A 12548-nucleotide genomic window follows, 5' to 3' on the forward strand; every position below is an offset into this window, starting at 1 on the left:
GTCCCAGGACGTGGCGTTCTTAGCCGGCTAGTCCTGTTTACCGGACTTTTTGAACACACACTAAATAGGAGAAAATTTCTTCCTGTGTAGTCAAATATCTATCTACAATTGGAGGGGTAGAGATGAGTATTTCCAAGCAAGAAAAAATGAGATTACTGCTTGAGCAAATTCAGCTGTCTGACACATCAATTCAAACGTATTTTGCTTCAAGTTATTTAGAAAAAGTAGAGGTTTATAAGCAAGAGAAGAAATGGCATTTTTATATTCATTTAGAGGATGTTCTTCCATTCGATGAATATTTATATTTCCAACAGTCTTTGCAAAAAAGCTTCTCATCCATCGCCGAGAAGGTCGAGCTGACATTACATACAGATAATAAGCAATGTAATGAAAAAGATATTGGTGTATATTGGAAACATTTTTTAGCAACAACTTCCATTTCACCTGCATATCAGGAAATGGTAATGCAGCAAACGCCTCAAATTGTGGAAAATAAGATAATCTTAACTTCAAGAAATGAAGCAGAATCAAATATTTTGAAGAAAAGACTTGAACCAGCATTCAGTCAATTCTGTTATCAAATTGGTTCCAGACCTTACTCCATTGATTTGGAAGTAAATGCTGATCAAAGTGAAATGCAAGCATTCCAAGACAATAAGGCGAAGGAAGATCAGGCGCTTGTCCAAAAAACCGTACAGGAAAAAGAAAAGCGGGATAAAGAAAAGGATACGCCTGTCAGCCAGCCGCTGGCGATCGGTTATAAGATTCAGGACGATCCGGCAGAGATGAATCAAATCCTGGAAGAAGAAAGACGGATTACTGTACAAGGCTATGTATTTGATTCAGAAATCAGAGAGCTGCGGTCTGGAAGAAGCCTTTTGATTATTAAAGCAACAGATTATACCGATTCCCTGCAAATAAAAATGTTCTCCAAAGGGGATGAGGATGTCAATAAGTTTCAATCTGTTAAAAAAGGGATGTGGGTAAAAGCTCGCGGCAGCATCCAAACGGATATGTATACTAATGAATTGGCAATGATGGCAAAGGATATTCATGAGGTACAAGTAAGAGAAAAACAAGATGAGGCGCCTGAGGATGAAAAAAGAGCTGAGCTGCACGCACATACGACAATGAGCCAAATGGATGCGGTCGTTTCTCCGGACGCATTGGTTGAACAGGCTGCCAAATGGGGACATCCAGCTGTAGCAATTACAGATCATGCTGGTGTACAAGGATTCCCAGACGCTTACTATGCAGGTAAGAAACATGGCATTAAAGTGCTTTATGGGGTAGAAGCAAATTTAGTCGATGACGGCGTTCCGATTGCCTACAATGAGAGTGACCGTTTATTAAAAGATGCAAACTATATTGTATTTGACGTGGAAACAACAGGGCTTTCTGCTGTGTACGATACGATCATCGAATTAGCCGCGGTAAAGGTACATGATGGTGAAATCATTGACCGATTTGAATCGTTTGCTAATCCGCATCATCCGCTGTCTGAGACAACGACGAATTTAACGGGGATTACGGATGATATGGTTAAGGATGCTCCTGAAGTCGGCGATGTCTTAAAAGATTTTCATGCCTGGATGGGAGAAGATATTTTAGTAGCGCATAATGCAAGCTTTGATATGGGCTTCTTAAATCAAGGATTTAAACGGATTGGCTATGAAAAAGCAGCCAACCCAGTCATCGATACACTAGAATTAGCAAGGTTTTTAATTACAGAGCTTAAAAATCATCGTTTAAATACATTATGTAAGCATTTAGGAATTGAATTGACACAGCACCACCGTGCCATTTATGATGCGGAAGCTACAGGCTATTTATTGTGGAACCTGGTCCAGAAATTAATGGAAAGAGAAATCACCAATCATCAGGACTTAAATAATCATATGGGAGAAAACAATGCTTATCAGCGCTCCAGACCTTTTCACTGTACGATTATAGCGCAGACGCAGGAAGGCTTAAAAAATCTATATAAAATTGTATCCCATGCGCATATTGATTATTTCTATCGTGAGCCGAGACTGCCACGGTCTATTTTGAAAAAATACCGTAAAGGTCTCTTGATCGGGACAGCTTGTGACAGAGGAGAAGTCTTTGAAACGATGATGCAAAAATCCGAGGAAGAGGCGGAGCAGGTTGCTGAGTTTTATGATTATATTGAAGTGCAGCCACCTAAAAACTATGTCCATTTGGTAGATAAAGATTTAGTGCAGAACGAAGCACAGATAGTAGATATATTACGAAAGCTTGTCAATCTTGGGGAACGCATGGGGAAATTAGTAACTGCGACCGGGAATGTGCATTATTTGCAAGATATTGATAAGCAATACCGGCAAATCCTGATTGCATCGCAGGCTGGTAATCCATTAAACAGGCAGACACTGCCGGATACACCATTCCGGACGACAGGTGAAATGCTTGGTGCTTTCTCCTTTTTAGGAAAAGAAAAAGCAAAAGAAATTGTGGTTCAAAATACGCAGCAGTTAGCTGACAGTATTGAGGATATCTCTCCTATTCAGGATGGCTTGTTTACGCCGAATATCGAAGGCGCGGAACAGGAAATGCGTGATTTATGCTATGATATGGCGAAAAAAGTATATGGCGAGCCGATACCGGAAATTGTTACCAAACGGTTGGAGACAGAATTAGAAAGTATTATCGGAAACGGATTCGCGGTAATTTATTTGATTTCCCATAAACTGGTTAAAAAATCCTTGGATGATGGCTACCTTGTAGGTTCACGGGGCTCAGTCGGATCCTCCTTTGTTGCTACGATGACCGAAATTACAGAGGTTAACCCGCTTCCGCCGCATTATGTCTGTCCAAGCTGTAAGCACTCTGAGTTCTTTACAGACGGATCTGTAGCGAGCGGTTTTGACCTGGAAGATAAAAATTGTCCAGAGTGCGGTGCTGCACTTGTAAAGGATGGACAGGATATTCCTTTTGAAACGTTCTTAGGCTTTAAAGGAGATAAGGTTCCGGATATTGACTTGAACTTCTCCGGAGATTATCAGCCGCGTGCCCATAACTATACGAAAGAACTGTTTGGTATAGATAGTGTGTACCGGGCTGGAACAATTGGAACTGTAGCTGAAAAAACTGCCTATGGTTATGTAAAAGGCTATGCTTCCGATCATCAGCTTGTTTATAAAAATGCAGAGATTGACCGTCTTGTACAAGGCTGTACCGGGGTGAAAAGAACAACCGGACAGCACCCCGGGGGAATTATTGTTGTTCCCGATGATAAGGAAATTTATGATTTTACACCGATACAGTTCCCGGCGGATGACCGGAACAGTGAATGGCGGACAACACATTTTGATTTCCACTCGATTCATGATAATCTGCTGAAGCTGGATATACTTGGACACGATGATCCGACTGTTATCCGCATGCTGCAGGATTTAAGCGGAATTGATCCTAAAACCATTCCGACCGATGATGAAGAAGTGATGAAAATCTTTGGCGGAACAGAGTCTTTAGGAGTTACTCCAGAGCAAATCCAGTGTAAAACTGGCACGCTGGGAGTACCTGAATTTGGTACAAAATTTGTGCGGCAGATGCTTGAGGATACGAAGCCAAATACCTTTGCAGAACTGTTAATTATATCAGGTCTGTCCCACGGTACCGACGTGTGGCTTGGCAATGCACAGGAGCTGATTAATAACGGCACGTGTAAGCTTCCGGATGTTATCGGCTGCCGTGATGATATTATGGTCTATTTAATGCATAAAGGCTTAGAGCCTTCCTTGGCATTTAATATCATGGAGTTTGTCCGTAAAGGTAAAGGGTTGAAGGATGAATGGATTGAGGAAATGAAGAAAAACAATGTACCTGACTGGTATATTGAATCTTGTAAGAAAATCAAATACATGTTCCCGAAAGCCCATGCGGCAGCTTATGTTTTAATGGCTGTACGAATCGCTTATTTCAAAGTGCATCACCCGATTCTTTTCTATGCGGCATATTTCACCGTTCGTGCGGATGATTTTGAGTTAGATACGATGATTAAAGGTTCGGATGCTATCCGTAAACGTATGGAAGAGATTAATTATAAGGGCAATGATGCATCGCCAAAAGAGAAGAACTTATTGACTGTGCTTGAGCTTTCATTAGAAATGTGTGAACGCGGCTTATCTTTAAAAAAGGTAGATTTATATAAATCAAGCGCAACCGAATTTATCGTTGACGGTGATTCGCTGCTTCCTCCTTTCAATGCTGTGGACGGCTTAGGCACCAATGCGGCATTAAATATTGTGAAGGCCCGTGAAGAAGGAGAATTTCTTTCTAAAGAAGATTTAAGAGAAAGAAGTAAAATTTCCAAAACCGTGCTGGAATATTTAGATACACACGGATGCTTAGAAGGTATGGAAGAAAAAAACCAGCTTTCCTTATTCTAAATGTGAAAGACATACGCATAAATCCGTTTGTTTTTGGAGAAACTAAAAGAAATTAGTTGAGGGTAAAAAGCGCTGTAGTATTGATTTGGAGGTTTGCAAAGGGGTATAGAATATGCTATACTATTTTTGTTTAGAATGTTCGATACGTACGAATGTAAAGAGTGGGTGCACACCCACTCTTTATTCATACCTCGCCTAAACAAGACTCTCTGCTTCCCCCGCCGTATTTTAGGCAGGGGTTTTATATTGATTGAAGGCGTGAGGACATGGTTAAAGGAGGTTTACACTTGAGTTCCAAGATAATTGAGATAACAACCGAATTAGTTCATCCGATTTTAGAAGAGAAAAATTTAGAATTAGTTGATATCGAGTATGTGAAAGAAGGGAAAAACTGGTTTCTACGGGTTTATATTGATAAAGAAGGTGGTATTGACATTGTAGAATGCGGTGAGGTCTCTGAACAGTTAAGTGAAAAACTGGATAAAGCTGACCCGATAAAAGAAGCTTATTTTCTAGAAGTATCTTCCCCGGGAGTTGAAAAACCGTTAAAAACACTGGATGACTTTAAAAAGAATATTGGAAACAATGTTTTTGTGAAGTTATATGAAAAAATTGATGGTGAAAAAACGTATGAAGGCATTTTACAAAATGTAGAGAACGATACCCTTTCTATTGAATACAAAATAAAAACGAGAAAGAAAATCGTAGAAATACCTTATGATAAGGTAGCAAAAGCAAGACTGGCAGTCTTGTTTTAATGAAGAGTACGAGAACAACATCCAAAAGGGGGAAAAGAAAAAGTGAGCACGCAGTTGTTTGATGCGATTGATCATTTAGCAAAAGAAAAAGGGATAGACAAGGATATATTGATGGAGGCTTTGGAAGCAGCGCTTATTTCTGCTTATAAAAAGAATTTTAAGTCCGCATCGAATGTTCGGGTAGAGTTGAATGAAACTACTGGAAAGATGGCTGTTTACGCAAGAAAAACAATTGTCGAAAATGTAGAAGACTCGCAGCTGGAAATATCTCTTGATGAAGCAAAAAGTATTAATCCGAATTATGATGTAGATGATGTGATTGAAGTGGAAGTAACACCGAAAGATTTTGGACGTATTGCTGCCCAGGCTGCTAAACAAGTAGTCACCCAGCGAGTGCGTGAAGCAGAACGAGGCGTTATCTTCTCGGAGTATATTGATAGAGAAGAAGATGTCATGACTGGAATTATTCAGCGTAAAGATTCACGTTTTGTCTATGTGAACCTTGGCAAAATTGAAGCCAAGCTGGCAGAGGCAGAACAGATGCCTACAGAAGAATACCATATTCATGACCGGCTGAAGGTTTACGTGACAAAGGTCGAGAATACAAGCAAGGGGCCGCAAATCTATATTTCCCGGTCACACCCTGGTTTGTTAAAGCGGTTATTTGAAATGGAAGTTCCTGAAATTTATGATGGAATTGTTGAAATTAAATCTGTTTCCCGTGAAGCTGGCGACCGCTCTAAAATTTCTGTACATGCACCAGACCCGGAAATTGATCCGGTGGGATCTTGTGTGGGACAAAAAGGACAGCGTGTGCAAGCCATCGTAACAGAATTAAAAGGTGAAAAAATCGATATTGTAGAGTGGTCTGAGGATCCTGTCGTTTATGTATCGAACGCATTAAGTCCTTCTAAAGTATTGAAAGTATTTGTTGATGAGGAAGAAAAAGCAACGACGGTTGTTGTTCCAGATTATCAACTGTCTCTGGCAATCGGTAAAAGAGGACAAAATGCACGTTTAGCCGCTAAACTTACAGGCTGGAAAATTGATATCAAAAGTGAAACGGATGCAAGAGCAGAAGGTTTGCTGGATGATGCAGAAATAGAAGAAGCTTATTCTGACAACGATGAAGATTTGTTTGAATAAGGAGGTATTTTAACTTGGCTAAGAAGAAAAAGATACCAGAGAGAAAATGTGTTATGACAAATGAAATGAAGCCTAAAAAAGAATTGATCCGCATTGTCCGGAATAAAGAAGGGGAAGTGTTCGTTGACGAAACTGGCAAGAAAAACGGACGAGGAGCTTACCTTTCCAAGAATAAGTCTGTGATAGAACAGGCTCGGAAAACCAATGCGCTTAACAAAATCTTGAACGCAGAAGTAAGTCCAACAATCTACGATGAGTTAGAAGCTTTAGTAGAGGGAGAATGACATGAATCCTAATTATTTGAACATCATTGGTCTCGCTGTCCGGGCAGGGAAATGCTCAACAGGAGAAGACACTATTTTAAAGGATATTCGTAAAGGTCGTGCAAAGCTTGTTTTATTGGCAGAAGATATTGGACCGCAAACCAAAAAGAAACTTTCGGATAAATGTACCTCGTACAATGTTCCGTATCGACTTGTTGATAACCGGGATATCTTATCGCAGGCAATCGGGAAAGAACAGCGAGTAGCTATAGCAATACTAGATTCAGGCTTTGCAAAAAAACTCCTTACTCTAGTTGGATAAATAAATCCGGGGGTGAACGCATGAGCAAAATACGTGTATATGAATATGCAAAGAAAAATAAGGTAGCGAGTAAAGAAGTCATTCAATTTTTAAAAGAAAAGAATGTGGAGGTTTCCAACCATATGTCTACGATTTCTGACAATGAAATCAAACAGTTGGATGAAAAATTTAACCCGCAGCCAAAACAAGATAAAAAGAAAAACGATCAAGTAAATACGAATAAACAGCAAAAGAATAAAAATACTGGAAATAAACCAAATACAAATCGGAATCCTAAAAAAGATAATCCGAAAAATAAAAAACAAAAAACCTCTAACAAAGGTAAACAACATCAACCACAAAAGGAGCAGTCGTTAGTGAAAGAGACTCCAAGTAAAATTACGTACCACGGTATATTGACCGTACAAGATTTAGCAGAAAAACTTCATAAAGAACCTGCAGAAATCATCAAGAAATTAATGTTTATGGGTATCATGGCTACAAAAAACCAAGACCTTGAAGATGACGCTGTAGAGCTGATTTGTGATGAATATAATGTAGAAGTCGAAAAAGAAATTATTTTAGAAGATACAGACCTTGATAAATATATTGAAGAAGATGACAGTGAAAAATTGCAGGAGCGTCCTGCTGTTGTTACCATTATGGGACATGTTGACCATGGGAAAACAACGTTATTAGATGCTATACGCCATACGAAGGTTACTGCTGGTGAAGCTGGTGGAATTACACAGCATATTGGCGCTTACCAAGTTGAAAATGAGGGCAAGAAAGTTACATTTTTAGATACACCGGGTCACGCAGCGTTTACAAGTATGCGTTCGCGCGGTGCACAAGTAACAGATATTGCTATTTTAGTTGTCGCAGCAGATGATGGCGTGATGCCGCAGACAGTGGAAGCAATCAACCATGCGAAAGCTGCTGGAGTACCAATTATTGTTGCTGTTAATAAAATGGATAAAGAAGGCGCTAATCCGGACCGCGTGATGCAGGAATTAACAGAGCATGAACTGATTCCTGAAGATTGGGGCGGAAGCACCATCTTTGTTAATCTTGCTGCACTTAAAGGGGAAGGTATTGACGATCTGCTGGAAATGATTTTATTAGTTGCAGAGGTAGAAGAATTAAAAGCAAATCCGGATGCGAAAGCTTTCGGTACAGTAATCGATGCGCAGTTAGATAAAGGCAGAGGTTCTGTAGCAACACTGCTTGTGCAAAACGGTACTCTGCATGTAGGAGATCCGCTTGTTGTCGGCAGTACGTATGGTAAAGTTCGTGCTATGGTAAATGATTTGGGACAACGTGTGAACCAAGTAGGACCGTCAGCTCCAGTTGAAATTACAGGGTTACAGGATGTTCCGCAGGCAGGAGACCAGTTCCTTGCATTTTCTGATGAGAAAAAAGCGCGTCAAATTGGGATTGCACGTCAACAGAAGCGGATCGATGAAAACCGCGGCGGTCAATCAACTGTCAGTCTGGATGATTTATTTGAACAAATCAAGCAGGGTGAAATGAAAGAATTAAATATCATTGTGAAAGCGGACGTACAAGGTTCTGTGGAAGCATTAGCCGCTTCTTTACGCAAGATAGAAGTAGAAGGCGTCAATGTTAAAATCATTCATACAGGCGTAGGAGCGATTACAGAATCCGATATTATCTTAGCTTCTGCATCCAATGCAATCGTTATTGGTTTCAATGTCCGCCCTGATGTCAATGCAAAAAGAGCTGCAGAATCCGAAAAAATCGATTTACGTCTGCATCGTGTTATTTACAGTGCGATTGAAGAAATTGAAGCAGCAATGAAAGGTCTGCTTGATCCAGAATATGAAGAAAAAGTTATTGGTCAGGCGGAAGTACGTGAAACATTCAAGGTATCACGTATCGGTACCATTGCAGGAAGCTATGTAACAGACGGAAAAATTACCAGAGATTCGAGCGTTCGTCTTATTCGTGACGGTGTGGTTCTTTATGAAGGTGAATTACAAGCATTGAAACGGTTTAAAGATGACGTAAAAGAGGTACAACAGAATTATGAATGTGGAATTACATTGGCTAACTTTAATGATATTAAAGAAGGCGATATTATCGAAGCCTATGTAATGGAAGAAATGGAACGAAAATGATTCTCTATGCAGAAGTAGAGTGTATGTTGTATGAAGGGAATTCCTTAAAAGCAAAGCGCTCCGTGTTGAAGCGGGTTATGAATAAACTGCGCCAATCGTTTAATGTTTCTGTAACTGAGCTTGAATTTCACGATTTATGGCAACGAACCAAACTTGGGATAGTTATTATTTCGACGGATTATGTGCATGCTGAAAAAGTAATACAACAAGCTTTACACACAATAGATTTTTTTTCTGAATTAGAAAGAACTATAACGAATATCGAACGATTATAACGAAAATGCATAGAGCTATGTGAGGTGAGATAAATGGCTGAATTAAGAGCTCATCGAGTTGCAGAACAGATGAAAAAAGAACTGGGTGATATTTTATCCAGAAAAATCAAAGACCCCCGCGTTGGTTTTGTGACGGTTACCGATGTAGAAGTAACCGGTGATCTGCAGCAGGCGAAGATTTTTATTTCTGTATTAGGTGATGAGAAGAAAAAGCAGGAAACATTATTGGGGCTTGCAAAAGCAAAAGGGTTTATCCGTTCAGAAATTGGCAAGCGAATTCGTTTGCGCAAAACCCCTGAACTTACCTTTGAATTTGACGAAGCAATCGAGCAAGGTAATCGAATTGACTCTATCTTAAGAGATCTTAATAAGTAATGCTAAAAAACTGATCCCTCTGCTCCTTGGCAAGGATCAGTTTTTTTACAAGAATAAGAAAGTATATAAAAAATGCTGAATATAGCCGCTCCAACGGGTTTCATGGGGTGAGTAATCGCAACCCCAGAAATACACTCCGCTTTCCGTGGGCTTGAGCTCAGCCTCCTCGAAAAAAGAAGTTCGCTTTTTTCCTGCGGGGTCTTCACCCTGGGACTGCGATTACTCGCCCCATCGAAGATCACTGCGCATTCCCACAGGAGTCTCCGTGTATTTCTTCTGGGACTGGGACAGCGATTACTCGTCCCACTGAAAACCATTGCGATTACCCGTCCCATCAAAACCGTCGCTAGAATTTGCGTTATTTCCTTGAAAAAAAAAGCAAATAAAACATAATTCCACTTAGATGGGAGCGGATGTTGTCTACTCCTGCGGGAAAAGCAACAGGTAGACCTGAGCAGGAAGCGGTTTTCTTACCGTGCGGCTGAACGTTGCCCGCGGAAAGCGACTTCCCGGAGCGGACATCTCTTTGGCAAGAACACCGATGTTTTAAAGACCAAGCGGTATTCTTGGTTTTTCTTATTTATTTCAAAAGGAAAAAGAGGTGTAATGACGATGAATGGTATCTTACCGCTGTGGAAGCCAAAAGGAATGACTTCTTTTGATTGTGTAGCTAAATGCCGCCGCTACTTCCATACGAAAAAGGTTGGTCATACAGGGACATTGGATCCGGAAGTGGAAGGCGTGCTGCCTATTTGTATTGGCAATGCGACCAAGATTGTTCCCTTTCTCACAGATACAAAAAAAGTTTATGTTGGGACAGTTGCATTAGGATCCACTACAGAAACAGAGGACGCCACAGGGAATATTGTAGAAGAAAAAGAAGTTACGCACATGCCGGGAAAAATAGAGATTGAAGCAGTGTTAGAAAAGTTTCAAGGAACGATTACACAAATACCGCCCATGTATTCTGCTGTAAAGGTCAATGGAAAAAAGCTGTATGAATATGCCAGAGCAAATGAAAAAGTAGAAAGACCAAGCAGGGAAGTCTTTATTCATGATATACAGCTTGGGTCTATAGATGAGGAAAAAAACGCTTTTGACATCTATGTAGAATGCTCCAAGGGGACCTATATCAGAACATTATGTGTGGATATCGGGAAGGAATTAGGATATCCGGCACATATGCTGCAGTTAGAAAGAATCCAAACCGGTAGTTTTTCCAAGAAAAATACGGTCACTTTTGCTATGATAGAAGAGGCGGCTGCCAGAGGTGAACAAGAGCAGTTATTAAGCCCGATTTCAGAGGGGGTAAGTCATCTAGTACATCAGGAAGTAGATGATGCATTAATGTTTCGGATTAAAAATGGTCAAAAATTAGCTGTTACCGATGCTCCTCTGACAAATAATCCGTTTGTGTTTACAAACAACGAAGAAGTACTAGCCATTTACGAAAAGCATCCGGAAAAACCGGATCAAATTAAACCATTAAGGGTATTTTAACGAGAGAAAGTGCAGGTGTAGCAGGATGAAAACAATGGAATTATCCTATCCGCATATGTTACATAAGGAGGATTTACCAGAAACAGTAAGTGCTATCGGTTTCTTTGACGGTATTCATAAAGGACATCAAAAGGTCATTCAGAAGGCCGTGGATAAAGCAAAAGAAAATAATATGGAGAGTGCAGTTATTACTTTTTTTCCGCATCCATCGGTTGTGCTGAGAAAAGATGTCCATCAGGTGAAGTACATAACCGTATCTTCTGAAAAACAGGCCATACTGGAAAAGCTTCAAGTAGACCGTCTGTATATCATCCGGTTTAATCAAGAATTATCGAAGCTCAGTCCGCAGGCTTTTATTGACCACTTTATTATTGGCTTACATATCAAACACCTTGTAGCAGGCTTTGATTACTCATTCGGCCATAAAGGGCAGGGCAAGATGGCAGATATGCAGGCCTATGCTAGAGATTTATTTACATGGGAAACCATCGGTAAAATCACATTAGATGAAGAGAAGGTCAGCTCCACCCGAATAAGAGCGGAATTAGCATCAGGAAATATGGAGCAGGCAGCACAATTATTAGGAAGATCCTTTGAAACAACCGGATTGGTCGTAAAAGGAGCACAGCGCGGGCGTGAGCTTGGTTATCCAACTGCTAATTTGTCTATATCCAAAGATGCCTTGCTGCCTAAGCAGGGGGTATATGCAACGCTCGTCCGTCATCAGGATAAAATATATGGCGGAATGGCGAATATCGGAACGAATCCGACATTTACAGAAACGATGGAGAATATGTCTGTCGAAGTATACCTGTTTGACTTTGACGGTGATTTATACGGGGAAGAATTAACGATAGAATGGTTATCTTATACAAGAGAAGAAATAAAATTCGACTCAAAGGAAGCGTTGATTGAAAGAATGCAGCAGGATGAGGAAGAAATTAGGGCTTATTTAGCAAATAGAAAAACTAATACTTGATTTTTCTCTTCAAAAACGCTATTCTTATATTTGTACAACCATCGCTTGGCATCACGTAACTCCGACGTATGCTAGGGGATTGGGGATAACAAATTTTATTTTGGAGGTGCCATCATGGCAATTACACAAGAACGCAAGAACGAAATTATTAATGAGTACAAGGTTCACGATACAGATACTGGATCTCCAGAGGTTCAAATCGCTGTTTTAACTGCAGAAATCACTGCATTAAACGAACATTTACGTACACACAAAAAAGACCATCATTCACGCCGCGGTCTTTTGAAAATGGTAGGTAAACGCCGTAACTTGCTAACTTACCTACGTAATAAAGACGTTACTCGTTACCGTGAATTAATCAAAAAACTTGGTTTACGTCGTTAATAAACGCAAAAAGC

General features: G+C 40.2%; 11 protein-coding genes. All 11 read left to right on the top strand.

The annotated features are described in order from the left end of the window. The first annotated feature begins 122 nt into the window (after positions 1–122). The 11 genes from ACZSMY_RS01820 (at position 123) to rpsO (ending at position 12534) form a co-directional block, all read left to right on the top strand. Positions 123–4412 carry a PolC-type DNA polymerase III gene (locus ACZSMY_RS01820; protein ID WP_289584569.1) on the top strand — a complete coding sequence of 1430 codons (4290 nt, stop codon included), beginning with the start codon at positions 123–125 and terminating at the stop codon, positions 4410–4412. A gap of 266 nt (positions 4413–4678) precedes the next feature. Next, positions 4679–5170 (top strand): ribosome maturation factor RimP, encoded by a 492-nt coding sequence (gene rimP, locus ACZSMY_RS01825; RefSeq protein WP_042534981.1) that lies wholly within the window; start codon positions 4679–4681, stop codon positions 5168–5170. Between the two features lie 42 nt (positions 5171–5212). Continuing rightward, positions 5213–6316 carry a transcription termination factor NusA gene (nusA, locus tag ACZSMY_RS01830; protein ID WP_042534979.1) on the top strand — a complete coding sequence of 368 codons (1104 nt, stop codon included), beginning with the start codon at positions 5213–5215 and terminating at the stop codon, positions 6314–6316. A 14-nt stretch (positions 6317–6330) separates the two neighbouring features. Further along, positions 6331–6600: an RNase P modulator RnpM gene (gene rnpM / locus ACZSMY_RS01835; RefSeq protein ID WP_042534976.1), complete on the top strand. Its 270-nt coding sequence runs from the start codon at positions 6331–6333 to the stop codon at positions 6598–6600. Between the two features lies 1 nt (position 6601). Beyond that, complete coding sequence (locus ACZSMY_RS01840; protein WP_042534974.1) at positions 6602–6901, top strand: YlxQ family RNA-binding protein; 300 nt, start codon at positions 6602–6604, stop codon at positions 6899–6901. Between the two features lie 20 nt (positions 6902–6921). Next, on the top strand, positions 6922–9021 hold the full coding sequence (gene infB / locus ACZSMY_RS01845) for a translation initiation factor IF-2 (protein ID WP_042534972.1): 2100 nt from the start codon (positions 6922–6924) through the stop codon (positions 9019–9021). Next, a complete protein-coding gene (locus tag ACZSMY_RS01850) occupies positions 9018–9296 on the top strand; it encodes a DUF503 domain-containing protein (protein WP_465147429.1) in 279 nt (92 codons plus the stop codon). The genes infB and ACZSMY_RS01850 overlap by 4 nt, the downstream gene beginning before the upstream one ends. 33 nt (positions 9297–9329) lie before the next feature. Next, positions 9330–9671: a 30S ribosome-binding factor RbfA gene (gene rbfA / locus ACZSMY_RS01855; RefSeq protein ID WP_042534967.1), complete on the top strand. Its 342-nt coding sequence runs from the start codon at positions 9330–9332 to the stop codon at positions 9669–9671. Positions 9672–10283: 612 nt separating this feature from the next. Next, positions 10284–11171 (top strand): tRNA pseudouridine(55) synthase TruB, encoded by an 888-nt coding sequence (gene truB / locus ACZSMY_RS01860; protein WP_193065528.1) that lies wholly within the window; start codon positions 10284–10286, stop codon positions 11169–11171. Between the two features lie 25 nt (positions 11172–11196). Further along, complete coding sequence (locus ACZSMY_RS01865; protein WP_212928515.1) at positions 11197–12150, top strand: bifunctional riboflavin kinase/FAD synthetase; 954 nt, start codon at positions 11197–11199, stop codon at positions 12148–12150. Between the two features lie 114 nt (positions 12151–12264). After that, positions 12265–12534: a 30S ribosomal protein S15 gene (gene rpsO, locus ACZSMY_RS01870; RefSeq protein WP_040980194.1), complete on the top strand. Its 270-nt coding sequence runs from the start codon at positions 12265–12267 to the stop codon at positions 12532–12534. Positions 12535–12548 lie beyond the last annotated feature (14 nt).

It is taken from the genome of Oceanobacillus sp. B139/18, from assembly GCF_055524595.1.

Bases quoted from the DNA above. Each gene is read 5' to 3' on its own strand.
- ACZSMY_RS01820 (WP_289584569.1), top strand. From the start codon at position 123: ATGAGTATTTCCAAGCAAGAAAAAATGAGATTACTGCTTGAGCAAATT.
- rimP (WP_042534981.1), top strand. From the start codon at position 4,679: ATGGTTAAAGGAGGTTTACACTTGAGTTCCAAGATAATTGAGATAACA.
- ACZSMY_RS01840 (WP_042534974.1), top strand. From the start codon at position 6,602: ATGAATCCTAATTATTTGAACATCATTGGTCTCGCTGTCCGGGCAGGG.
- infB (WP_042534972.1), top strand. From the start codon at position 6,922: ATGAGCAAAATACGTGTATATGAATATGCAAAGAAAAATAAGGTAGCG.
- ACZSMY_RS01850 (WP_465147429.1), top strand. From the start codon at position 9,018: ATGATTCTCTATGCAGAAGTAGAGTGTATGTTGTATGAAGGGAATTCC.
- rbfA (WP_042534967.1), top strand. From the start codon at position 9,330: ATGGCTGAATTAAGAGCTCATCGAGTTGCAGAACAGATGAAAAAAGAA.
- truB (WP_193065528.1), top strand. From the start codon at position 10,284: ATGAATGGTATCTTACCGCTGTGGAAGCCAAAAGGAATGACTTCTTTT.
- ACZSMY_RS01865 (WP_212928515.1), top strand. From the start codon at position 11,197: ATGAAAACAATGGAATTATCCTATCCGCATATGTTACATAAGGAGGAT.
- rpsO (WP_040980194.1), top strand. From the start codon at position 12,265: ATGGCAATTACACAAGAACGCAAGAACGAAATTATTAATGAGTACAAG.